22 protein-coding genes and 1 tRNA gene are annotated in these 21,670 nt (G+C 61.4%); 7 read left to right on the top strand and 16 right to left on the bottom strand.

The features are described from left to right. Nucleotides 1-20: 20 nt before the first annotated feature. From FGKAn22_RS08275 to FGKAn22_RS08255, 5 genes are all read right to left on the bottom strand, one after another. Nucleotides 21-473: a DUF3617 domain-containing protein gene (locus FGKAn22_RS08275; protein WP_212785181.1), complete on the bottom strand. Its 453-nt coding sequence runs from the start codon at nucleotides 471-473 to the stop codon at nucleotides 21-23. A 47-nt stretch (nucleotides 474-520) separates the two neighbouring features. Continuing rightward, nucleotides 521-1,381, bottom strand: coding sequence for a M48 family metallopeptidase (locus tag FGKAn22_RS08270; RefSeq protein ID WP_212785180.1), 861 nt, complete (start codon nucleotides 1,379-1,381; stop codon nucleotides 521-523). A gap of 10 nt (nucleotides 1,382-1,391) precedes the next feature. Further along, nucleotides 1,392-1,886 (bottom strand): SH3 domain-containing protein, encoded by a 495-nt coding sequence (locus tag FGKAn22_RS08265; RefSeq protein ID WP_212785179.1) that lies wholly within the window; start codon nucleotides 1,884-1,886, stop codon nucleotides 1,392-1,394. After that, nucleotides 1,883-3,712, bottom strand: coding sequence for a CHASE2 domain-containing protein (locus tag FGKAn22_RS08260; RefSeq protein ID WP_246487371.1), 1,830 nt, complete (start codon nucleotides 3,710-3,712; stop codon nucleotides 1,883-1,885). The genes FGKAn22_RS08265 and FGKAn22_RS08260 overlap by 4 nt, the downstream gene beginning before the upstream one ends. Before the next feature lie 96 nt (nucleotides 3,713-3,808). Then, nucleotides 3,809-3,883, bottom strand: a tRNA-Arg gene (locus FGKAn22_RS08255). Nucleotides 3,884-3,978: 95 nt separating this feature from the next. Between FGKAn22_RS08255 and FGKAn22_RS08250 the strand changes: the two genes are divergently transcribed. The 6 genes from FGKAn22_RS08250 to FGKAn22_RS08225 all read left to right on the top strand — a co-directional run bounded on the left by FGKAn22_RS08250 (nucleotide 3,979) and on the right by FGKAn22_RS08225 (nucleotide 8,820). Continuing rightward, entirely contained in the window at nucleotides 3,979-4,422 is a 444-nt protein-coding gene (locus FGKAn22_RS08250; RefSeq protein ID WP_212785178.1) for a hypothetical protein, read from the top strand. Next, entirely contained in the window at nucleotides 4,423-6,348 is a 1,926-nt protein-coding gene (locus FGKAn22_RS08245) for an ATP-binding cassette domain-containing protein (RefSeq protein WP_212785177.1), read from the top strand. 81 nt (nucleotides 6,349-6,429) lie between these two features. After that, a complete protein-coding gene (locus FGKAn22_RS08240) occupies nucleotides 6,430-6,951 on the top strand; it encodes a cytochrome b (protein WP_212785176.1) in 522 nt (173 codons plus the stop codon). A 206-nt stretch (nucleotides 6,952-7,157) separates the two neighbouring features. Next, nucleotides 7,158-7,361, top strand: a complete 204-nt coding sequence (locus tag FGKAn22_RS08235) for a cold-shock protein (RefSeq protein ID WP_212785175.1) — start codon at nucleotides 7,158-7,160, stop codon at nucleotides 7,359-7,361. Nucleotides 7,362-7,508: 147 nt separating this feature from the next. Further along, nucleotides 7,509-7,904 (top strand): hypothetical protein, encoded by a 396-nt coding sequence (locus tag FGKAn22_RS08230; protein WP_212785174.1) that lies wholly within the window; start codon nucleotides 7,509-7,511, stop codon nucleotides 7,902-7,904. Nucleotides 7,905-7,926: 22 nt separating this feature from the next. Beyond that, entirely contained in the window at nucleotides 7,927-8,820 is an 894-nt protein-coding gene (locus FGKAn22_RS08225; protein ID WP_212785173.1) for a flagellar brake protein, read from the top strand. Nucleotides 8,821-8,916: 96 nt separating this feature from the next. Here FGKAn22_RS08225 and FGKAn22_RS08220 read toward each other — a convergent pair whose 3' ends face one another. The 8 genes from FGKAn22_RS08220 to FGKAn22_RS08185 all read right to left on the bottom strand — a co-directional run bounded on the left by FGKAn22_RS08220 (nucleotide 8,917) and on the right by FGKAn22_RS08185 (nucleotide 14,628). Beyond that, nucleotides 8,917-9,714: a family 1 encapsulin nanocompartment shell protein gene (locus FGKAn22_RS08220; protein WP_212785172.1), complete on the bottom strand. Its 798-nt coding sequence runs from the start codon at nucleotides 9,712-9,714 to the stop codon at nucleotides 8,917-8,919. A 1-nt stretch (nucleotide 9,715) separates the two neighbouring features. Continuing rightward, entirely contained in the window at nucleotides 9,716-10,096 is a 381-nt protein-coding gene (locus tag FGKAn22_RS08215; protein WP_212785171.1) for a ferritin family protein, read from the bottom strand. A 180-nt stretch (nucleotides 10,097-10,276) separates the two neighbouring features. Then, nucleotides 10,277-10,663 (bottom strand): VOC family protein, encoded by a 387-nt coding sequence (locus FGKAn22_RS08210; protein ID WP_212785170.1) that lies wholly within the window; start codon nucleotides 10,661-10,663, stop codon nucleotides 10,277-10,279. 56 nt (nucleotides 10,664-10,719) lie between these two features. After that, nucleotides 10,720-11,619, bottom strand: a complete 900-nt coding sequence (locus tag FGKAn22_RS08205) for a hypothetical protein (protein ID WP_212785169.1) — start codon at nucleotides 11,617-11,619, stop codon at nucleotides 10,720-10,722. A 6-nt stretch (nucleotides 11,620-11,625) separates the two neighbouring features. After that, nucleotides 11,626-12,192 carry a LemA family protein gene (locus FGKAn22_RS08200; RefSeq protein ID WP_212785168.1) on the bottom strand — a complete coding sequence of 189 codons (567 nt, stop codon included), beginning with the start codon at nucleotides 12,190-12,192 and terminating at the stop codon, nucleotides 11,626-11,628. A 34-nt stretch (nucleotides 12,193-12,226) separates the two neighbouring features. Further along, complete coding sequence (locus FGKAn22_RS08195; RefSeq protein WP_212785167.1) at nucleotides 12,227-12,910, bottom strand: SIMPL domain-containing protein; 684 nt, start codon at nucleotides 12,908-12,910, stop codon at nucleotides 12,227-12,229. 58 nt (nucleotides 12,911-12,968) lie between these two features. After that, nucleotides 12,969-13,715 carry a fused MFS/spermidine synthase gene (locus FGKAn22_RS08190; protein ID WP_212785166.1) on the bottom strand — a complete coding sequence of 249 codons (747 nt, stop codon included), beginning with the start codon at nucleotides 13,713-13,715 and terminating at the stop codon, nucleotides 12,969-12,971. A 67-nt stretch (nucleotides 13,716-13,782) separates the two neighbouring features. Continuing rightward, on the bottom strand, nucleotides 13,783-14,628 hold the full coding sequence (locus FGKAn22_RS08185) for an NAD(P)H-hydrate dehydratase (protein WP_212785165.1): 846 nt from the start codon (nucleotides 14,626-14,628) through the stop codon (nucleotides 13,783-13,785). Nucleotides 14,629-14,699: 71 nt separating this feature from the next. On the opposite strand from FGKAn22_RS08185, the gene purL reads away from it, so the two are divergent. After that, nucleotides 14,700-18,602, top strand: coding sequence for a phosphoribosylformylglycinamidine synthase (gene purL / locus FGKAn22_RS08180; RefSeq protein ID WP_212785164.1), 3,903 nt, complete (start codon nucleotides 14,700-14,702; stop codon nucleotides 18,600-18,602). A 192-nt stretch (nucleotides 18,603-18,794) separates the two neighbouring features. Here the strand turns inward: purL and FGKAn22_RS08175 are convergent, their stop codons facing one another. From FGKAn22_RS08175 to FGKAn22_RS08165, 3 genes are read right to left on the bottom strand one after another with little or no spacing between them, the layout of a single operon-like run. Further along, complete coding sequence (locus FGKAn22_RS08175) at nucleotides 18,795-20,105, bottom strand: ankyrin repeat domain-containing protein (protein WP_212785163.1); 1,311 nt, start codon at nucleotides 20,103-20,105, stop codon at nucleotides 18,795-18,797. Between the two features lie 43 nt (nucleotides 20,106-20,148). Continuing rightward, nucleotides 20,149-20,409 carry a KTSC domain-containing protein gene (locus tag FGKAn22_RS08170; protein WP_212785162.1) on the bottom strand — a complete coding sequence of 87 codons (261 nt, stop codon included), beginning with the start codon at nucleotides 20,407-20,409 and terminating at the stop codon, nucleotides 20,149-20,151. A gap of 11 nt (nucleotides 20,410-20,420) precedes the next feature. Then, nucleotides 20,421-21,614: an EAL domain-containing protein gene (locus tag FGKAn22_RS08165; protein WP_212785161.1), complete on the bottom strand. Its 1,194-nt coding sequence runs from the start codon at nucleotides 21,612-21,614 to the stop codon at nucleotides 20,421-20,423. Nucleotides 21,615-21,670 lie beyond the last annotated feature (56 nt).

Below are 21,670 nucleotides of genomic sequence, written 5' to 3'. Positions count from 1 at the left end.
GAGTTCGCAGTTCTTGCGAACTATTTTTTGCCGCCGATATTCTGCGGGAGCTGCGAGGTATCGCAGGCCGGGCCGACGCGCTTGCCGCGGTACGTGCTGGTCATGTTGACGGGGTTTCCGCCCGTGGTGCCGGAGAGGCGCGTCACGCCCTGGTAGTTGTCCGGGGTGCCTGTGAATTCGCCGCTGCCGTTCGTCACCTCGCCGTTGCGGACGCAGTGCATCTTCCACGTGGTCTTGTTGCCGGACGTCGAGATGTTTGTCATCTTGCAAGTCTTGTCCTGCATCGCCTGGGGCGGATTGTGCGTCGTGGCTTTGGCGAGGCAGACCCTGGTGGTCGTCGCGGGGATGCTGAAGGGCATGTCGGGCATCTCGGTCTTGCTGGAGATTTCCCACCATTCGCCCTGCTCGGCAAAGGCTGCGGGAGCGAACGCGCCCCAGAGCAGGGCGAGGCTGATCGGCAATGTCTTTTTCACGATGATCTCCTTCGTGTCGGGTTGAAGTGCGGATTCGGCGGTGTCAGCTACCTGTGGAACAGGATGCCGGTATTGCCCATCACCGCCATGAAGCGCCGCGCGTGGTCGGGCTGGTTCTCGTAGCGGTCGAACTGGCCGTACATCAGCCGGTCCAGCAGGCTCAGGCGCTCGCCCAATGCAGGGTGGGTCTTGAACAGCAGAGCCAGGCTGGAGTCCTGCACGTTCATTCCCTGCAGGGTCTGTAGCACGGTGGGCAGGCCGTAGGGGTCATAGCCCGCGCGCGTGGCGATCACCACGCCCATGCGGTCGGCCTCGAACTCGTCTTCCTTGTCGAGGCCGCGCGCATAGACTTCAGTGCCCGCGCTGACCAGCTTGTTGAATGCGGGGTCTGCGCCTCCGCCCTTCAGGGCCTCTCCCGCGAACTCCGCCATCAGGCCGGTGCGCGCCCCCTTCTTGATCGCCTCCAAGTAATGCTTGCGCAGGATGTGCGACATCTCGTGCGCCAGCACGCCGGCCAGTTCCGCTTCGCTCCTCATCTGCGCGAGCAGCCCCCTGGTGACGAAGACATAGCCGCCGGGTGCGGCGAAGGCATTGACGTCATTGTCGTCCAGCACGCCGAAACGCCACGGCAGGTTGGGGCGCTCGGTCTGCAGTGCGAGCCACATACCTACGTCGTTCACGTACTTCTGGACGCGCTGGTTCTTCAGCAGCGGTGCGGCGCCCAGCAGGTTGCTGGCGATGCCGCCGCCCAGTTGGATCTCTTTCGACTCATCGATGTCGGCGGATGCCTGCTGCGCTTTTTTCAGACTGTCCAGCGCCTTGCCTACGTCGATGTCGCCCAGGTCGAAGGCAAGCGCGGAGGAGGCGAAACTGCACAGGAAAACGATGGATATGAGTTTGCGGTTCATTTCATTCTCCTCATTTCGCCGGAGGCAGGTAGTCGATCCGGTGCGTCGCCAGCTTGCCCGACTTGCCGAAGTTCAGCGCTTCCTGCCTGCTGGCCGCGTAGCGCTGCAATTCCTTCATCGCCTGAGGGTTGGGTTGCGGATTCTTCAGTTTCTCTTCGGAAAGGCCGCGTACGCCGGTGGACACTGTGCTGCCGCTGCCGCCGGTGGTGGCGACGCTGAACAGCGCTCCCAGTCCGCTGTCGCCGGACTTTTTCTGCGCGGCGGCATCGCCGAAGCGCAGGCTCAGCATCCTCACCCAGCCCGTTGCGCCGTCGGATCTGATCTGCATCCAGCCCGACTTCCGCGCGATCACCTCGACCCGGCTGCTTTGTGGCAGGCTGGACAGCGTGGCTGCATCGGAGAACGGTTTGGCTTTTATTTCGGTGGGGCGCACGGTGTAGGCGATTTCGGCCGCGTGCGCGGCGGATACGCTCCATGCCAGACAGAATGCGAGCAACCATCTCATGGTTTGTTCCTCCTCAACGTTGGTGCAAACAGTTCGACTTCCTGCTCCCGGCCCTTGACCTTATACGAACCGAAGGATTGGAAGTCAAATGCGTCGCCGCACAGTTCCTTCGTGTCGCGCGAGACGAGGATGCGCGACACGCCCTTGGTCAATCCTTCGATGCGGCTGGCGAGGTTCACCGTGTCGCCGATGGCGGTGTATTCGCGCCGCTGCTCCGAACCGATCAGGCCCACCACCGCGGGGCCGGAATGGATACCGATGCCGACGTCGAATCCGGGTTCGCTCTCGCCGATCTCCTGCTTGAAGCGTTGCAGTACCTCAGCCATCTCCAGCGCTGCCTCCACCGCGTGGCGCGCATGCTCCGCATCGTCCAGCGGCGCGCCCCAGAAGGCCATGATGGCGTCGCCGATGAACTTGTCCAGCGAGCCGCCGTGGCGGAAGATGACCTCGACCTGCAGGCTGAAATAGCGGTTGAGCAGTGCGACGACCTCCTGCGGCGTGTGGCGCTCCGACAGCGTGGTGAAACCGCGGATGTCGGAGAACAGCACCGTGATCTGGCGGCTTTCGCCCGCTCGGTTGAGGCCTCCGTGGGCGATCAGCTCCTTGACTACATGCGGGTTCACGAAGCGGCTGAACATCTGCACTGCCTGCTCGCGCGAACGGCGTTCGCGCAGGTACTCCGCGAGCGCGCAGGAGAAATAGCAGGCCCAGGCCAGCAGCAGTGGTGCCAATACCGGCAGCAGGTAAAGCCGCCCCGTCGCGAGGTAGCTGCCGCCCAGCAGCAGCATCGAAGCCACAGCCAGCCTAAGTCCTGCACGCAGCGCGTTCGTTCCACGCAGGAAGGCGGCGCCCAGCGCGACTATCAGTGCGAATGCGAGCAGGGGGGCGAACCACTGCGGCGCCGCTTGCATCATGCGCCGGTTCTTCAGGTTGTCCAGCGCGGTCGCCAGTATCTCCATGCCGGGATACAGGCTGGCGACGGGCGTCACACGCACGTCGTGCAGGCCGCTGGCGGCCGTGCCGACGACGACGATCTTGCCGGTGAATTCGTCGCGCGGGCGCAACGGATGCTCGCGGCCGAAGTCCTCGTACAGCTCGGCATAGGAAATATGCCGGAAGGAGCGTGCCTTGCCGCGCCATGCGAGGATCATGTCGTCCTGATGCGGCACCGGGTAGCCGAGGTCGGCGGCCACCCTTGCGGGCAGCGACGGGATCAGCCAGCCGCGCACGTCGGTGTAAAGCTGGTAGCGCCGTCCCACGCCGTCGGCGTCTTCCTCGAAGTTGATGGTGCCACTGCGCCAGTGGCGCGGGTCGATGGCCAGCGGCGGCAGCAGCGCAACGCGCGCATCCGGGGCGGCCTTGTCCGTGCGCGTCAGTCCCAGCATGGGCGCGATCTGCGCCAGCGGCGCCCCCTTGGCGTCCAGCACCGGGTCGCGCCGTATCATCGGGAAGTAGATATTGTCGCTAGCTCCCAACGCTTCATTGAACTGACGGTCGCTCTCCGGACGGTACTGGTCGCGTTCGCTGAACAGGATGTCGAACACGATGGCCGCGGGATGCTGCGCCGCGATGCCGCGCACCAATTCGCCGTGCACCGCGCGCGGCCACGGCCAGTTACCGGCGACGTCCTGCATGCGCGCGAGGCTGGCATCGTCGATGTCAACGATGACGATCTGCGGGTCGGGCTCCAGGTGTTGCGCCTGCTGGCGTACGAAGAGATCGGATAGCCTGTTTTCCAGCGGACGGAGCGTATGCAGCCAGCCGGTCTCGACGACGGCCAGCAGGAGGAACAGCATGGTGATTCGCACCAGTGGTTTTGAGAGCATTGCCATTCCGCAATATTAATCTCATTCGTGGCAGGCAGGGGGTAGGGTGATACCCCACAGAAACGGGCAGATAGCCTGAATCCGGGAAGGGGAAATTGGCGTCCTCGACAGGAATCGAACCTGTAATTGACCCTTAGGAGGGGCCGGTTATATCCATTTAACTACGAGGACAGCGGTGCGCATTCTAGCGGAAATGCGCCGCAATCAGAAACGCATTGACTGGTATCATGCGCGCCATTCGAAATATTCCGCACAGAGGAAATACTATGCAGGGTCGCATCAACTTGTTTTTGGCGTGGTTCTTCATTCCGCAGACGCTGGCAATGGGCTGGGTGGCGGCGGTCGGCCGCACGCTGCTGGATGCACTGGGCGCAACGACGTTCGAGGGTGACATCCCGGGGCGTATCGTTGGCGCGCTGCTGTCGCTGATGGTGGTCTACCTGGTGCTGCACTTCCGCGGTTCGCTGCCCCCGGAGGGCAAGCCCGAAGGCAACGGATACCGCTTCGGCCAGCGCATCGTGCTGCTGGGCAACGTGCTGGCGGCACTGCTGTTCGTGTTCCAGTTCTTCGAGCCTTCTATCAGCGATCACAACACGCACCTGATCCTGCAAAAATTCACCACGGCGTTCGGTTACTGGGCGATGGGTTGTTGGGCAGTGGGCTTCTCGTTCCTCTATCAATCCTCGCTGCCTCAGCAAGAAGCCAAGTAGATGCCACTCGTCACACTGGATAAGGCGAGCCTTGCCTTCGGGCACGTCGCGCTGCTGGACCACGCCGACTTTCAGCTCGACGAGGGCGAGCGCGTCGGCCTGATCGGGCGCAACGGCGGCGGCAAGTCGAGCATGATGCGCGTGCTCGCCGGGCAGGGGAATCTCGATGACGGGCTGGTGTGGCGCGCCCCGACGGCACGCATCTGCTACGTCAGCCAGGAGCCTGCGCTGGATGCCGACGACACGGTGTTCGACGCCGTGGCGAAAGGCTTGGGCAAGCTCCAGCAGCTGCTGCACGATTACCATCATGTCTCGCATCAAATCTCCGAGCCGGATGCGGATGTCGACAAGCTGTTGGAAGAGATGCAGCACTTGCAGACCCAACTCGAGGCACAGAACGGCTGGTCGGTGCAGGCGCGCATCGAAACCGCCATCGCCAGGCTCGACCTGAACGCCGACGACCGCGTGGGTGCCCTGTCCGGCGGACAGCGCAAACGCGTGGCGCTGGCGCAGGCGCTGGTGGCCGAGCCGGACGTGCTGATCCTCGACGAGCCGACCAACCACCTCGACTTCGCCTCCATCGAATGGCTCGAAGGCCTGCTCAACGAATTCAGGGGCGCGGTGCTGTTCGTCACCCATGACCGGCGCTTCCTCGACAACGTATCCACCCGTATCGTCGAACTGGACCGCGGCAGGCTGACCAGTTTTCAGGGTAACTTCGCCAACTACCTGAGCATCAAGGAACGCATGCTGGCGGACGAGGCCGTGGTGAACGCCAAGTTCGACAAGGTGCTGGCACAGGAAGAGGTGTGGATACGCCAGGGCGTCAAAGCCCGCCGCACACGCAACGAAGGGCGCGTGCTGCGTCTGGAACAGTTGCGCCGCGAGCGCGCGGCGCGGCGCGAGAAACAGGGCAAGGTCGAGATGAATCTCGATGCGGGCGAGCGTTCCGGCAAGCTGGTGGCGGAACTCACCAACGTGAGCAAGTCGTTCGGGGCGCGCAAGATCGTCGACGATTTTTCCTGCCGCATCCAGCGCGGCGACAAGATCGGTCTGCTCGGCCCCAACGGCGCGGGCAAGAGCACGCTGCTCAAGATCATCCTCGGCGAACTGGAGCCGGACAGCGGCAGCGTCAAGCTGGGGACGAAGATATCCGTCGCCTATTTCGACCAGTTGCGCGCGCAGCTCGACGACGAGGCGACGCTGGCTGACACCATCAGCCAGGGATCGGATTTCATCGAGATCGGCGGACAGAAGAAACACGTCATCAGCTACCTCGGCGATTTCCTGTTCGCGCCGGAGCGCGCCCGTTCGCCGGTAAAGAGCTGTTCCGGCGGCGAGCGCAATCGTTTGTTATTGGCGCGGTTGTTCACGCGTCCCGCCAACGTGCTAGTGCTGGACGAACCGACCAACGATCTGGACATCGAGACGCTGGAGCTGCTGGAAGAGCTGCTGGCGCAATACGATGGCACGCTGTTCCTGGTCAGCCACGACCGCGCCTTCCTCGACAACGTGGTGACGCAGGTGATCGCGTTCGAGGGCAACGGCAAGTTGATGGAATACGTCGGCGGCTACGAGGACTGGGTGCGCGTGCAGAAATTCCAGGCCGCGAGCACGGCAGCCAAGCCGGTCGCTGCACCGGTCAAGCCCGTGGTGCAGGCGGCACCCTCGGCGGCGGAAAAGCCGAAGCAGAGCAAGCTCAGCTACAAGGATGCACGCGAACTGGAGGAACTGCCCAAGCGCATCGAGGCACTGGAGCAGGAACAGATCGACATCACCGCACACTTCGCCGACGGCAGCATCTTCCGCAACGACCCCAAGCGCGCCAAGCAGTTGCAGGCACGCAGCGAGGAGATAGAGGCGGAAGTGCTGGCGGCGATGGAGCGATGGGAAGAGCTGGAACAGCGCGCCGGTTCATCGTCATAATTCTCGTATCTCCTTTCGCTATAATCCGGCGCAAGGGAGCAGAACAAAAAAACCAACCGATCAATTCTGGAGATTCTACGCATGGAAAAATACAGCAAACGCAACATCATCATTCACTGGCTGACCCTGGCCTTGCTGGTCGCCGCATGGTTCCTGGGCGATGCCCTGGACGAAGCGCGTCATGAAGGCGGCGCGACGATCGCGGGTTACGTGGTCCACTTGCTGGTGGGAGCCTCGGTGTTGCTGATGACGCTGGCACGCCTGGTTTTCCGCAGCAAGGACGGCATTCCTCCGGCAATGGGCAACACCCCGATGGACAAGGTCGCCAAGGGAATCCATTACGCGCTGTACGCAGTGCTGGTCCTGTTGCCGGTGAGCGGCATGATGGTGGTGCTGGGCAGCGATGTGGGCAAGGCGATCATGTCTGGCGACGCGACCCTGTTGCCGGCGAAGTTCCAGGGTGTGGAGGCGCACGAGGTCCACGAAGTGCTGGTGACCGTGCTGATCACGCTGGTGGTGGTTCACCTGCTGGGCGCGCTCAAGCACCAGTTCGTGATGAAGGACAACATCATGGATCGCATGTCGCTGCGCAATAAGGGCTGAGGCAGCGCTGCCGGAATCTGGCTGATGCGGCAATCGAAGGGCGGATCATTATGATCCGCCCTTTTGTTTCGCGGGTTCGGGATGGATAGATACCGCGCCTTAATTTACAGGGTTTTGTTTATTGAGCCGGGGTTTAGGGGTTGCTAAGTTGCGCATACCGGTCGGATGGCCTGGTACATCTTTCAACTCTTTAAGGAAAACGCATCATGGCAACTGGTATCGTTAAATGGTTCAACGACGCAAAGGGATTCGGTTTCATCAGCCCGGACGACGGCGGCGAGGATATCTTCGCGCATTTCTCCGCCATCCAGGCGCACGGGTTCAAGTCCCTGAAGGAAGGTCAGCGGGTCACCTTCGAGATCATGCAAGGAGCGAAGGGCAAGCAGGCAGCGAACATTCAATATGCCTGATGCCATGCCGGCAGCCCCTCGTCCGCCGGAGGGGCGCCGGATAGTCGCATAGTTTCCAGCGGGTGAATGGCGGCAACGGGCGCCTGCTTCCTGTTACGCCTTCCGAATCGCCGCCATGGCTGTCGGCATCATGGCATGGAGGATACGATGACTTCTTTTTTCGGGATAGACGAACACCACACGGACAGTACTCTAGACCACGGGCTGGTGTGCCTGGACAAATCCAATGAGAGGGAGGCGGCGTTGCTCGGCTCCTTCCGGCGCATCGCCACGGAAGATGTCGTCTTCGTCAAACACTACACTCCGCAGACCGGCCTCACCGTGAAATCGGTGGGCATCGTGCTGTCCAGCTTCGGGACCGAGGACGACAAGGGGATTTGCATCCCGGTCGAATGGGTCTGGAAGGGCGAAAAATTCCTCGAACAGCTCAGCGAAGAACTGCTTCACTGCGCCGAGCCTATCTATGAGGAATTCAACATCCTGGTGCAGCGGGAGATCATCGACCTGGCGCCCGACAGGCTCGAATTGCCGGAAGAATGGTGATGCTCGCGCCATCCTCCTGACCATGATGAATCTCCAGCCTGTCACCGTAGAAGACATTCCCGTCGGCAGCCCCTTGCCCTGGCGCTTGTATGACCGCGACGGTTACATCGTGTTTGCGCGCGGCGAATTGGTGGCAAGCCGTGAGCAACTGGAGAGCCTGCTCGCCAGAGGCTTGCTGCGGGACATGGATGCGCAGGCACAAACCCATGAGGCGGGTGACTGGGTCGAGTTCAGGGATGTCGAGCCGATAAGAGGGTTTCCGTCGCAGGGCATCAAGCCCCAGGTCGGGGCGCGAGTTCAGTTGCGCCTGCTGAACCGGAATCTCCAAACCTATTATTCCGCTCACATGGTCGGCTATATCAAGAACCGGAGCATCCTGGTGACGACGCCGGCCATTGCCGGAACCCCACTTATTCTGATGGATGGCGAGCAGGTGGAAGTGCGCATGGTGACCGGAAACAACATCCATGCATTTCAGACCTCCATCCAGCGCCTGTGCATCAGCCCTGTCCATTACATGCATCTGGATTACCCCGTCGAGGTGCGCGTACAGAAGCTGCGCCGGTCGCCCTGGGCCAGGGTGAGCCTCGGTGCCACCGTGACCGACGCACAGGGCTCCCACGAAATGGTCCGCATCGTCAATCTCAGCCCGGATGGCGCGCAACTTCATGCACCACCTTTGCTGGGCAATCCGGGCGAGGCCTTGCGGCTTTCTTTGCATGCCGACCTGGATGAGCTGAAGACCAACTTGAACCTCAATGCGACGATCGTGCATGTGCATATGCCGCAAGCCGGCAGGGAGGCGGAGGCCAACATGATGGAATACGGCATCGCCTTCCGCGATGTCTCCGCCGCGAATGCGCTCTGGTTGAAGGGAATTGTCTACCGGCAGATCGCCGAGGGCGGCCTGGTTTAGCAGGCCGTTGAAAAACTACTGATGAGACGACTAGCCATTCGACTAGGCCGTCTAAATACAACGGCCAAGTCGCTGGTTATGCGGTGGCTATCTGCGCTAACCTTTTGGACTGATGGTGCAGATCGCCTTGGGAGCGTTGATGCGCAGCACGATGGACTCGCGCACGGTGAAATTGAAGTGGGCGGAATCGGGGAAGGTGAATGCCACGGCGAGATCCTCGCCGACCAGGAGCGTGCCGGCTTCCGGCGCAGCCAGTACGCCGCCGCGGATGTCGGCCTTGTAGATGCCCAGGGTGCACAGCCCTTTCAGGTGGTCGATCTGCAGTATGTCCGAGCCTTCCGTGTAACGCCGGAACAGGTTGTTGTACAGCCTGGGCTCGAGCACCATGGCATACGGGCCGTGGAAGTGCGCATTGTCCAGCAGCGTCACTGCCGCCAGCACGTCGCGCAGCACCTGCTCCACGTCGTTCCAGTTCCCCGCGTCCAGGTGGTTGCGGTTCTCGACCGTGCACAGTCCTGCCAATCCGAATTCCGGGTCGCCCTGATAGATCAGCTCGTCTTCGCGCGCCGCCAGTTCGAAGGTCGCCTGGCCGAGTTGGCTGAAGTCCAGCGGCTGGCCCAGCTCGAGATGTGCGGAGACGCGCCGGCGGCTCATGGTGAAATGCCGGAAGATCATCGGCACGGGGATGGTGCGGGCGATGATGGTGGTGGCACCATGCGAGGCATGCTGGCGCTGGTCGTCATTGCCCACCGGCGCGGCCAGATATCCCAGCCCGAAGGGGCCTTCTACCGGCAGGAAGCGGCGGGCGGTCAATATTTTTCGCGCCTCGGCTATCGCCATCTCTTCCATGCGGTCGAGGATGACGGGGTCGAATGGCAGGGTAGGGGTGTCCATGTCATGCTCCTTTCATGTGGCCGACGGTCATGCGTCGTGTTCCGCCCTCGCTTTGCGCAAGGCTATCGCCGGCGATCTTGCTCTTGTTCTTTTCTTCGAGGCGGGTGAGATCGCCCTGCGTGAACAGATAGGTCCTCAGGATCTCATCCAGTCTGGGCGTGCTGCGGCGCAGCCATTCCAGCAGCATCGCCGCATGCTCCATCTCCTCGTGCATGTTGTGCAGCAGGATGTCGCGCAACTCCGCATCGGTGCAGGCATCGGCCCGCTGGTGGTACCAGTCCACCGCCTCGAATTCCTCCATCAGCGAAAGGATGGCGCGGTGGGCATCCACCGTCGGGATGGCGAGTTTCTCTTCGCGCTCGTGCAGGCCTTCGTGTGACATGATTTCGCTTCCTTCCTGATCGGTTGGCGGCGGCCGGGAAAACCAGAGTGGCAGCCGGACGCGACGATATTTGCACAGCGGGTAACGGGTGGACATACAGTGTTCGGCTGTATATCTGGTGGTAAAACTAGGTAGCCGTCAGCGCTGGCCGGCAGAGGGATGCACCCGCCCCTGCGACGGTCACATTTTCTTGTAGGTGATGGCGTTGATCGTGGCGCCTTGCGGGTCCTGGATCACGCAGAAACGGCCGACGTCGGGGATGTCGGTCGGCGGCACGCAGAGTTTCGCGCCCAGCTGTTCGGCGGTCTTCGCCGTCGCGTCGACGTCGTCGACCGTGACGTAGGTGCCCCATGCCGGCGGCATGCCTTTGGCATCTTTCGGGATCGCCATGATGCCGCCTATCCCGTTACCTCCCACCTTGATCACGGTATAGGTCATGCCGGGCATCTTCATGTCTTCCATGACCCAGCCGAAGAGCTTGGTGTAGAAGGCCTTCGCCGCTTCCACGTCCATGGTCATCAGCTCACTCCAGCTGAATGCCCCATGTTGTTTGAATGGTTCGTTCATCGCCGTTCCCTCCATGGTTGGTGAGGGATAAACCTTATGTGTCCCGCTTGTTGGAATCAATAAGGTGGATTGCTGAGCACCCAGCCGAAACCGGCCAGTGCGCCGAAGAAGATGACCAGATGAGCCCATGACCAGAACAGGTAGCGGCGTGAGAGTTTTTCCGGTGTGAGGTTGCTGAGCAGGAACAGCTTGCCGTCACTCGGCAGGTCGAGAAGGTGGATATCGGGCTGCGCCTGCACCTCGCGCCTCTTCTTTTCCACCTCGCGCTTGGCGGCCTGGCGCGCCAGCATCCACTCCTTCATGTCGAGTTGACCGTCCTGGTTGAGGTCGAAGCGCGCATGCAACGCGGGCTTGTCTTGCTTCCACTCGGCGAGCAGCGCGTTGAGTTCGGAGCGCGAGTCGAATTCCGCGCCCAGGCTGCGCGTGCGGAACTCGCCGATGGCATAGATGCTGTCGTCCTGGATGAACTTCCACTCGGTATAGCGGTGGTCGCCATCGGTCCACTGGTCGCGATGCCTGGTGACGATCTCGGCATGCTCCGGGTCGACCACGCACTCGCCGCTGTCGTCGCGCAGTACGAACGAATCGACGCTCTCGCCGCTATCGACGGTTTCCCAGTGGTCCTTGTCGGTGCGGCGTTCGACCGTGTAGCGGTACCACAGGCAGGGCAATCCCCGCAGTTTGCTGATGAGCGGCGTATCGCCGAAGGGGCGGCCGCGACCGACGAGTTCGACGTAGCCCTGTGCGGCGGAAGCGATTTTCGAGGTGGGGGTGTCGCGGATCGTGCGCAGCCGGTACAGCGCCGACAACCAGGCGAAGAAGCTGATGAGCGCCATCGCCGACAGGGTGCCCAGCCAGCCCTCGCGCGACTCCAGCTTGAAGCCGGCGAACAGCAGCAACAGCTGCGCGCCGGAGGTGACCAGTTGCGCGTATTCGCGGCGCAGCCTGACCAGCATGATTTGCTATTTGAACAGTTGTTTCATGTCCACATCCGCCTTTTCGGCAGACGAGAATTCCAGCAGCGGCTTGGCTTCATAGCGGAACATGTTGGCGATCAGCACGGCGGGGAACTGCTCGATGCCGACGTTGTAGATGTTCACCGACTCGTTGTACAGCTCGCGGCGGTCGGCGATACCGTTCTCCAGCCCGGTGATACGCGTCTGCAATTGCATGAAGTTCTCGTTCGCCTTCAGTTCGGGATAAGCCTCCGCCACCGCAAAGATGTTGCCCAGCCCCATGCGCAGCATGCCCTCCGCCTGGCCCAGCGCGCCGATGTCCTGGCTTTCGCGTGCGGACTGCACCCGCGAGCGGGCCTCGATCACCTTCTGCAAAGTAGATTGCTCGAACTCCTTGTACTGCTTGCACACCTCGACCAGCTTGGGCAGCTCGTCATGGCGCTGCTTGAGCAGCACGTCGATGTTGGCCCAGGCCTTGGCGACGGCGTGCTTGAGGTTGACCAGGTGGTTGTACAGGCTGATGCCGTAGAACAAAGCGACGAGGGTGATGCCGAGAAAGATCAGGCTGCTCATGTGTTCTCCTTGGTGTTATTGCAGTTCGCCTATGTTATTGCAATTCGATGGTGCCGCTTACCTGCACCGTCATGCGCGTGTCGCCGCCGGCGAATTCGGGTTCCGGTATCGCCGCATCCGATGCCATCGGCGCGGCACGCATCATCGCCTTGGCATAGGGGCGGGGCATGCCGCCGTTGATCGAGAAATGCACGTTCTTGTAGGCACGCGCACCGACGGCGGCGCGTATCGCATCGGCGCGGCGCTGGAATGCCTTGATCGCTTCGGCGATGAGTTCGCTCTCGCTCTGCGTGCGTGTGTCAGGCGCGAGGGTGAAATCCAGCCCGGTCAGTTGCAGCGAGGATTGCAGCTGCATGATGAGTTCGCCGGCCGCCTTGAAGTCGCGGCTCTCCAGCCGGATATCGGCATGGCCGCGCCAGGCGTCGACCTGGTTGTTCTTGCCGTAAACGGGATAGGTGTTCTGGCCGCCGCTGGTGACCTTCACGTTGCCGAAGGCTGCGGCCTTTTTCAGCGCGTCGTTGAGCGCGGTGTTGATCTGTTGCGCTACGCGGGCGGGCTGCTTGTCCTGCACCTCGATGCTCATGCCGGCCACCAGCAGGTCGTTGGCGACCTCGCGCGCAGCCTCGACCTGGAAGTCCACGCGGTTGTAGGGCTCGCTCTCGGCATGCGCCCAGCCATGGAGAGACAACAGACCAAACAGCAATGCGATGCGCAACATGGCAGCCTCCTTCTTGTTGTTAGTGGCCTATGCTAAAGCAAAACTGCGGCTATGTGGGTTACAGGATGAGGGTATTGTTGAGGCAGGTCTTCGCCTGCGCCAGTCGGGTTAGCGTGGGCAAGAGGTTCAGCCCGGTTGCTTCCTTCAACGCGTGCGCGCTTTCCTTCAGATCCTCGAACGGTATCTCGATGGGATCGCCCGCCGCCGCGAGGGCGACCGCGTTGCCGCTTTCGCAGGATGGGAATACCAGCGCACGGTCCTCGAACGCCTCGGCGATCTGCGCCGTGGTTCGGTTGAATCCGCGGCTGGCCGTCAGCAGGTTCACCGCCATCGCGCCGTTGCGGCTCAGGTGTGCGCGGCAGGCCTGGTAGAACGGCAGCGTCTCCAGCGCGCCGGTGCGAGCCTTCTCGTCGAAGCCATCCACCAGGATCAGGTCGAACTTCTTGTTGCTGTTCATCACGAATTCCGCGCCGTCGCCGATCACCAGATGGATGCGCTTCGGGTCTTCCGGCAGCTTGAAGAACTGCCGCGCCGCGGCGACCACGGCGGGCTCGATCTCCACCACGGTGAGGTGCGCGAGCGGATAGTGGCGGTAGAGGAACTTGGTCAGCGAAGCCGCGCCCAGCCCGATGAGCAGTACCTTTTTCGGAGGGTCGCGCAGCAGCAGCGAAGTCATCATCTCGCGCGTGTATTCCAGCTCCAGGTTCCACGGCCGCGCGATGCGCATCGCGCCCTGTACCCATTCGGAACCGAAATGCAGCGTGCGTACGCCGGCTTCTTCGCTGATTTCTATCGGTGTTGCCATTGTCTTTGCTTGTCATTCCCGCGAAGGCGGGAATCCAGAAGTTGTAATGAAGGTCTTTGAGGTTTGGTTATGCCCACTGATTGAGCAGCCAGCGCGCCCACTCGGTGACTTCGGTCGAAGTCATGCCTATCGTCGCGACCTGCTTTGCCAATTCATCGCCCGCCGCGCCATGCAGGTGCACGGCCAGCAGCAGCGCATCGTCAGCGCTCATGCCCTGGGCGATGAAGGCGGCGATCATGCCGGTCAGTACGTCGCCCATGCCGGGCGCGCTCATGCCGGGATTGCCGGCCTTGTTGACGTGCAGCTTGCCGTCACGCGTGGCGCACAGGCTGTCGGCGCCTTTCAGCACCACGCTGCTGCCGAACTTCTGCGCCAGTTTTTGCACCGCATCGGGGCGGTCGGCCTGCACCTCGTCGATCTCCATGCCCAGCAGGCGCGCGGCCTCGCCGGGGTGCGGGGTGATCACGGTCGCGGCATTGCGTCCCAGCAGCGTCGTGCGCAGGTCGGGGCGCTGCGCGAGGATGTTCAGCGCATCGGCGTCCAGCACCAGCGCGGCATTCGTGTTCATTGCATCATGCAGCAGCTTTTGCGCCGCCAGGTCGCGCCCCAGGCCGCAGCCGATGGCCAGCACGTCCATGCCGGTCAGTTTCAGCGCGGCGGCAGCCGGATGCAGCATCAGCTCCGGCTGCATCGGATCGACCGCAGGTGCGTTGTTCGCCATCAGCCCGACATGCACGCAACCCGCGCCCAGCTTGAGTGCGGCGCGGGCCGCCATCAGCGGCGCGCCGACCATGCCCGAAGCGCCGCCGATCACCACGACGGTGCCGAACTGGCCCTTGTGGCTGTCTTTCGGGCGTTTCGGGAAGCTGGACATGACTTGTCTGGAGGTGAGGGCGGGGATGCGTTTGCTCATTTCTGGTCGAGTGCTGTGTGTGAGGGGCATAGTATAATCGCGCCTCGCCATTTAATCGCACTGTCACATCTATGTACCAGACCTCCTACGGCAAATCCGCACTATCCGCATTCCGTCTCGAAAAACTGCGCGCCGCGCTGAACGATGCCGCTCCCGGCGTCGCTGTCGCCGACACGCGCCACTGCTACTTCAGCGCGCTCAAGAGCAAGACGCTGAGCCAGGCGCAATCCAAGCTGCTGGGCAAGGTGCTCGGCCTCGACAAGTCGGCGGGCGAGCCTGCCGACGTGAAGAAATACCAGCGCCTGCTGGTGATCCCGCGCCTCGGCACCATCTCGCCGTGGTCTACGAAGGCCACCGACATCGCGCAGCATTGCGGCCTGTCCGGCGTGCAGCGCATCGAGCGCGGCGTGGTGTATTACCTTTCGACCAAAAGCGGCAAGGCGCTGAGCCAGGCCGAGCTGGCCACGGTGCTGCCGCTGCTGCACGACCGCATGACCGAGACCGTGCTGGGCGATGTCGCCGGCGCGGCGGAAAAGATCTTCCAGCACGGCAAGCCGCAGCCCCTCGAGACCGTGGACGTGCTGAAGGGCGGCCGCAAGGCGCTGGAGAAGGCCAACCGCGAGATGGGCCTGGCGCTGTCGGCCGACGAGATCGACTACCTGGTTGAGAACTTCAAGAAGCTGGAGCGCAACCCGACTGACGTCGAGCTGATGATGTTCGCGCAGGCGAACTCCGAGCACTGCCGCCACAAGATCTTCAACGCTGACTGGGTGATTGACGGCGAGGCGCAGGACATGTCGCTGTTCGGCATGATCCGCAACACCCACAAGGTCAGCCCGCAGGGCACCGTGGTGGCCTATTCCGACAACTCCTCCGTCATCGAGGGCGCGCGCATCGATCGCTTCTACCCGCGTGCCGACGGTGGCTACGCGTTCAGCGAGGAACTGACCCACACCCTGATGAAGGTCGAGACGCACAACCACCCGACGGCCATCGCGCCGTTCGCGGGCGCGGCCACAGGCTCCGGCGGCGAGATCCGCGACGAGGGCGCGACCGGCAGCGGCTCCAAGCCCAAGGCCGGCCTGAGCGGTTTCTCCGTCTCGAACCTGAACATCCCCAGCTACGCACAGCCTTGGGAAGGCAATTACGGCAAACCCTCACGCATCGTCACCGCCCTGCAGATCATGCTGGACGGCCCGATCGGCAGCGCGGCGTTCAACAACGAATTCGGCCGCCCCAACCTGGCGGGTTATTTCCGCACCTTCGAAGAGAACGTCAGCGGCGAGATGCGCGGCTACCACAAGCCCATCATGCTGGCGGGCGGCGTCGGCAACATCAAGGCCGAGCACACGCACAAGCATGACCTGCCGACCGGCGCGCTGGTGATCCACCTCGGCGGCCCCGGCATGCTGATCGGCCTGGGCGGCGGCGCGGCATCCTCGATGGACACCGGCGCGAACGCCGAGAACCTGGACTTCGATTCGGTGCAGCGCGGCAACCCCGAGATGCAGCGCCGCGCGCAGGAAGTGATCGACCGTTGCTGGCAACTGGGCGACAAGAACCCCATCCTGTCCATCCACGACGTCGGCGCGGGCGGCATGTCCAACGCGCTGCCGGAACTGGTGCATGGCGGCGGCAAGGGCGCGCGCTTCGAGCTGCGCAAGATCCCTCTGGACGAGACCGGCATGTCGCCGAAGCAGATCTGGTGCAACGAGTCTCAGGAACGCTACGTGCTGGCCATCGCGCCCGAGCGCCTCGACGAGTTCCGCGCGATGTGCGAGCGCGAGCGCTGCCCGTTCGCCGTGGTGGGCACCGCCATCGACGAAGACCAGATCACCGTGCATGACGCGGAATTCAAGAATGATCCGGTGGACATGCCGCTGTCCGTGCTGCTCGGCAAGCCGCCCAAGATGACGCGCAACGTGAAGCGCGAGACGCCGCGCCTGTCGTCGTTCGACAGCAGCGCGTTCGACCTGCGCGAGTCCATCGAGCGCGTGCTGCGCCTGCCTTCCGTGGCGAACAAGACCTTCCTCATCAGCATCGGCGACCGCACCGTGGGCGGCATGACCGCGCGCGACCAGATGGTCGGCCCGTGGCAGGTGCCGGTGGCCGACGTGGCCGTCTCGCTGATGGGTTTCAACACCAACCGCGCCGAGGCCTTCGCCATCGGCGAGCGCACCCCGCTGGCGCTGATCAACGCACCCGCATCGGGCCGCATGGCGGTAGGCGAGGCGATCACCAACATTGCCGCCGCGCGCATCGAGAAGATCGGCGACATCAAGCTGTCGGCCAACTGGATGGCCGCGGCCGGACACCACGGCGAGGACGCCGCGCTGTTCGACACCGTGCGCGCGGTCGGCATGGAACTGTGCCCGCAGCTCGGCATCGGCATCCCGGTCGGCAAGGACTCGATGTCCATGAAGACGACCTGGAAGGAAGGCAAGAAGGACAAGGCCGTCACCGCGCCGCTGTCGCTGATCGTGTCGGCGTTCGCGCCGTGCCCGGATGCGCGCGACACGCTCACGCCCCAGCTCGCCGCCGACCTCGACACCACGCTGCTGCTGATCGACCTGGGGCAGGGCAAGAACCGCATGGGCGGCTCCGCGCTGGCGCAGGTTTACAAGCAGGTCGGCGACGTCGCGCCGGATGTGGACGATGCGCAGGTACTCAAGACCTTCTTCGAACTGGTGCAGCGCCTGAACGGCGAAGGCAAGCTGCTGGCCTATCACGATCGTTCCGACGGCGGCGCGTTCGTCGCATTGTGCGAGATGGCATTTGCCTCGCACATCGGCCTCGACATCCAGATCGACGGCTCGCACGGTGACACGCTGCGCGCGTTGTTCAACGAGGAGCTCGGCGCGGTGGTGCAGGTGAAGAACCGCGACGTGGCGCACATCCTTCAACTGGCGCAGGAGTCCGGCCTGAAGAGCGTGCAGAAGATCGCCACGCTGAACCAGACCGGTACGATCGAGATCACGCGCGGCAGCGACAAGCTGTACAGCGAGAACGCCGCGCAGCTGCAACGCGTGTGGTCGGAGACCACGTACCAGATGCAGAAGCTGCGCGACAACCCGGCCTGTGCGCAGCAGGAATTCGACCGCCTGCTCGACGTGAACGACCCCGGCCTGCACGCGAAGCTGACCTACGACCCGAACGAGAATCCATCCGTTCGCCCCGAGCTGGTCGAAGGGCGTGCGGTGCTGACCCGTCCGAAGATCGCCATCCTGCGCGAGCAGGGCGTGAACGGCCAGGTCGAGATGGCGGCGGCGTTCGACCGCGCCGGCTTCGCCGCGGTGGACGTGCACATGAGCGACATCATCAGCGGCCGCGTCAAGCTGGAAGACTTCAAGGGCTTCGCGGCCTGCGGCGGCTTCTCCTACGGCGACGTGCTGGGCGCGGGCGAGGGCTGGGCCAAGTCCATCCTGCTCAATCCAAGAGCGCGCGACGAGTTCGAAGCCTTCTTCAAGCGCAACGACACCTTCGCACTGGGCGTGTGCAACGGCTGCCAGATGATGAGCAACCTGCATGAGATCATCCCCGGCGCGGAGAACTGGGCGCACTTTGCGCGCAACCAGTCCGAGCAGTTCGAGGCGCGCTTCGCGATGGTCGAGGTGCAGAAGTCGCCCTCGATCTTCTTCGACGGCATGGCCGGCAGCCGCATGCCCATCGTCGTCGCGCACGGCGAAGGCTATGCCGACTTCGGCAACGCGAAGAAGCTGAAGGCCGCGCAGGACCTGGTGACGATGCGCTACGTGGACAACTACGGCCGGCCCACCGAGACCTATCCGCTCAACCCCAACGGCTCGCCGCAGGGCATCACCGGCCTCACCACCCCGGACGGCCGCTTCAGCATCATGATGCCGCACCCCGAACGCGTGTTCCGTGCGGTGCAGAACTCGTGGTATCCGAGCGAATGGCAGGAGAACGGGGCGTGGCTGCGGATGTTCCAGAATGCCCGTAAGTGGGTAGGTTGAAAGTAGTCTAGGCAGGAAAGAAAAAGGCGACCGGTGGTCGCCTTTTTTATGTGGTCTACTTTCGATTATTCAAACGAAGTTGCCCCCTATTTGTTCTTATGGCGCGCCACGCGCGATGGATGCCACACCAAAGCGATATCAGGGAAGTCTCCCTGGATTGAAAACGGCTCGATCCCAATAGCTCGCTCTCAATCACTTTTCGGCCAATGCTTTAAGCTTGGCTGCCAGTTCCGTATTTCCATTGCGTTCCGCAAAAAATGCTGCGTCGCCACCATTCCATGGAGCTTGCATATGCACATCGGCCCCCTTCGCAAGAAGCATGTTAACAATTTCAATGTTTCCTTCGTCCACTGCACTAAGAAGTGGCGTCCATCCATTCGTGTCCCTGGTATTAGGGTTAGCATGCAAATCAAGCAGTACCCTAACCTGATTAACTCTATTTCGGTTCGTTGCTATAAGAAGGGCCGTTGACCCATCTTCGGCCTGAGCATCAATTGAAATCCCTTTTTCAGAGACCAGAGCCTTTGCCAGATTCTCGCCCACTGGTGAAGAGGCCCCATAAGCCATAACCTCTGAAAGTACGGGGAAAATCTTGAAAGCCTCTTGGAAATAAACTTCACCGTTTTTCGCATTACCCTGCGCTACCATGTCAGCCCATTTGCGGTATAGAGCCATAGCAAGGGTTTGTTCCCCCATTCCATAATTCATGATATTTAATGCTAGACGAGCCTGAATGATCGCCTCATCATTGCGACCAAGCGTATTGGTTAGGTATCCGGCAAAGTTCCCTCGCAGCCAAGCGTCGTTCGGGTTTTGTTTAATCCGTTCTTCATAAAGCGCCACAGCTTTATTGTGCTCTTCTGTACGTATGTAGCCTGAGATTAAAAATTCATAAGCCGTATTGAGCACATTGTTTTTGGTTGTTCCGCTATGCAAGACACGTTCCACCCGTTTGTTTCCGGACGAATAGTCTCCTTTAGCGTAATTAATGCTTGCCCAGTTTAATTGTAGCCATGGATCATCGGTTCCAAGCTTCTCGGCATAAGCAAGGCTTTTTGCCGCCTCATCCAGTTTTGAATGTTGGTATTGGATATATCCGAGCAATACATATCCTTCTGCAAAGCTTGGATTGATTCGAATGGCCTCACGAACTGTCGCTTCGGCCTGCTCCAGAGTACCTGGAACAAAATTGCCAACAACGTAGATATTTTTTTGATACGTTACATTGCGATTATTAATATAGCCTTCCGCTATCTGACTGCGAGCTAATTCCTTCAGTGCTAGATAATCTTGAGGGTCAACTTTCAATGCATGCACAAGTTTTTCTCTGGCTTGAATAAGAATCGAGGTCTCTCCGCCCCATGAATCAAGCAATTCCCTAGATTCTTTGACCTCAGGGCTTCCCCCCCCATCCGAAAATTTTTCGGCGCCCAAATAGGAGGCAATAAAAATTGCTATCCCGCCCCCGACAAGTACTGAAATGATCTTGCTTTTTCGTGTCATTTATAGCTCTCTTTTTAGGTTAAATTAGATGGCAGCATCACACTTATTTCTGAGCGAACAAATCATCCAGCGGATTTTTCCCCGCCGGCGTGCTGGCCGATGAAATCCGCTTCGCGGTGAATTCCTCTTCGATGTTGTCGCGGTAGTAGCTCCAGGCTGAGGCCGAGCTGCTGAACTGGCGCCAGGTTTCCTCGCCGACGGCGCTGTACTGGAGCGTAGTACCGTCGTCGAGCTGGACTTGCAGGAGGCGGGTACGCGCGTCGTAGCCGATGGCGCGCAGCTTGCCGGAATTGATCTTCTTCATTTCCGTGGGCGCTATCCGTTCTGTTCGGCGGCCTGGAAGAAGGCTTCGTTTTCCAGTTCCTGCAACAGGCCGAGGACGATGCTCGACAGCTTGGTCAATTCCCGCAGACCGTTGGTGATCTCTTCCCTCGTGCTGCCGTTCCTGGCGGCCTCGATCAGTTTCGCCCCTTGCTCGTGAAGCAGGCGGTGCGGTTCTTCCAGCTCGTCGAATGTTGATATGCCTTTGAACTCCTGCCCCAGCCCGTAGTACCAGACTCCGAGTTTGCAGCGGTGGGGGTCCTGTTCAGCCGAGACGCCCTGGACGCTTTTTTCCTTGCTGTGGTTGAAGGCGAGGGTGGTGACCTGATCTATCAGGGTCTTGCGCCAGTGGATGTGATCGAGTTGCGCCATATGGATCAGGCCAGCCGGCAGGGCGGACCAGCGCCGGTCGCTTCTGATGAATGCGAGCAGTTCGGCCAGGGGCATGGGTTGGGCGAGCCAGAAACCCTGTGCGTCGGTACATCCGGCGTGAAGCAGGAAATCGTACACGTTGGCGCTTTCTATCCCTTCTGCCACGACGTTGATCCCCAGTTGGTGGGCCATACGGATGCTGGCTTGCACGATGGTCGTGCTCTTCTCGGATTCGACCATGCGCCGGATCAGGCCCTGGTCTATCTTGACGACCGAGAAAGGCCATTGGCTCAGGGTGTCGATGGAGGAATAGCCTGTTCCGTAATCGTCCATCGCCAGCTTGACGCCCAGCTTGACGAGTTCATTCAGGTTGTTGCGGATGTTGGGATCGTTGATGTCGATGATCGCCGCTTCCGTCAATTCGACCTGCAGCTTGTCGGGATCGATCTGGTGGCTTTCGATTGCCGAACGGATCAGTTCCAGCATTTCCGGTGACTCGAAGTCTTTTGACGATAAATTGAATGCGATACTTATCGAGGCATCCATATCGTTCAGGATCAGCATGTCGGCAACCAGTTTCGGGAACATGGCGCGGCTGATCTCGGTGATGAAGCCGGTCGATTCCGCGATGGGAATGAATTCGTCGGGAGGGATTATCGTGCCGTCAGGCTTCTTCCAGCGGATCAGTGCCTCGGCGCCGTTCACTTTGCCCCCTACCAGGGATACCTTGGGCTGGTAATAGAAGACGAACTCGTCGTGCGCCAAACCTTTGGCGAGTTCCACCAGGGTGATCGGAGGGGTTGTGCCTGCATCCATTTTTATCTCTCCCTGTAAGTGCGCACGCTCTAATGAGGACAAAGCCAAATTGTATG

The sequence above is a fragment of the Ferrigenium kumadai genome (assembly GCF_018324385.1).
Taxonomy (GTDB): domain Bacteria; phylum Pseudomonadota; class Gammaproteobacteria; order Burkholderiales; family Gallionellaceae; genus Gallionella; species Gallionella kumadai.
Note: the sequence above shows the minus strand (reverse complement) of the source record. Positions and strands in the feature narration are given on the sequence as shown.

Excerpts from the sequence above, each read along its gene's own strand:
- FGKAn22_RS08270 (WP_212785180.1), bottom strand. The coding sequence starts at position 1,381 with ATGAACCGCAAACTCATATCCATCGTTTTCCTGTGCAGTTTCGCCTCC.
- FGKAn22_RS08265 (WP_212785179.1), bottom strand. The coding sequence starts at position 1,886 with ATGAGATGGTTGCTCGCATTCTGTCTGGCATGGAGCGTATCCGCCGCG.
- FGKAn22_RS08260 (WP_246487371.1), bottom strand. The coding sequence starts at position 3,712 with ATGCTCTCAAAACCACTGGTGCGAATCACCATGCTGTTCCTCCTGCTG.
- FGKAn22_RS08250 (WP_212785178.1), top strand. The coding sequence starts at position 3,979 with ATGCAGGGTCGCATCAACTTGTTTTTGGCGTGGTTCTTCATTCCGCAG.
- FGKAn22_RS08245 (WP_212785177.1), top strand. The coding sequence starts at position 4,423 with ATGCCACTCGTCACACTGGATAAGGCGAGCCTTGCCTTCGGGCACGTC.
- FGKAn22_RS08240 (WP_212785176.1), top strand. The coding sequence starts at position 6,430 with ATGGAAAAATACAGCAAACGCAACATCATCATTCACTGGCTGACCCTG.
- FGKAn22_RS08235 (WP_212785175.1), top strand. The coding sequence starts at position 7,158 with ATGGCAACTGGTATCGTTAAATGGTTCAACGACGCAAAGGGATTCGGT.
- FGKAn22_RS08230 (WP_212785174.1), top strand. The coding sequence starts at position 7,509 with ATGACTTCTTTTTTCGGGATAGACGAACACCACACGGACAGTACTCTA.
- FGKAn22_RS08225 (WP_212785173.1), top strand. The coding sequence starts at position 7,927 with ATGATGAATCTCCAGCCTGTCACCGTAGAAGACATTCCCGTCGGCAGC.
- FGKAn22_RS08220 (WP_212785172.1), bottom strand. The coding sequence starts at position 9,714 with ATGGACACCCCTACCCTGCCATTCGACCCCGTCATCCTCGACCGCATG.
- FGKAn22_RS08215 (WP_212785171.1), bottom strand. The coding sequence starts at position 10,096 with ATGTCACACGAAGGCCTGCACGAGCGCGAAGAGAAACTCGCCATCCCG.
- FGKAn22_RS08210 (WP_212785170.1), bottom strand. The coding sequence starts at position 10,663 with ATGAACGAACCATTCAAACAACATGGGGCATTCAGCTGGAGTGAGCTG.
- FGKAn22_RS08205 (WP_212785169.1), bottom strand. The coding sequence starts at position 11,619 with ATGCTGGTCAGGCTGCGCCGCGAATACGCGCAACTGGTCACCTCCGGC.
- FGKAn22_RS08200 (WP_212785168.1), bottom strand. The coding sequence starts at position 12,192 with ATGAGCAGCCTGATCTTTCTCGGCATCACCCTCGTCGCTTTGTTCTAC.
- FGKAn22_RS08195 (WP_212785167.1), bottom strand. The coding sequence starts at position 12,910 with ATGTTGCGCATCGCATTGCTGTTTGGTCTGTTGTCTCTCCATGGCTGG.
- FGKAn22_RS08190 (WP_212785166.1), bottom strand. The coding sequence starts at position 13,715 with ATGGCAACACCGATAGAAATCAGCGAAGAAGCCGGCGTACGCACGCTG.
- FGKAn22_RS08185 (WP_212785165.1), bottom strand. The coding sequence starts at position 14,628 with ATGAGCAAACGCATCCCCGCCCTCACCTCCAGACAAGTCATGTCCAGC.
- purL (WP_212785164.1), top strand. The coding sequence starts at position 14,700 with ATGTACCAGACCTCCTACGGCAAATCCGCACTATCCGCATTCCGTCTC.
- FGKAn22_RS08175 (WP_212785163.1), bottom strand. The coding sequence starts at position 20,105 with ATGACACGAAAAAGCAAGATCATTTCAGTACTTGTCGGGGGCGGGATA.
- FGKAn22_RS08170 (WP_212785162.1), bottom strand. The coding sequence starts at position 20,409 with ATGAAGAAGATCAATTCCGGCAAGCTGCGCGCCATCGGCTACGACGCG.
- FGKAn22_RS08165 (WP_212785161.1), bottom strand. The coding sequence starts at position 21,614 with ATGGATGCAGGCACAACCCCTCCGATCACCCTGGTGGAACTCGCCAAA.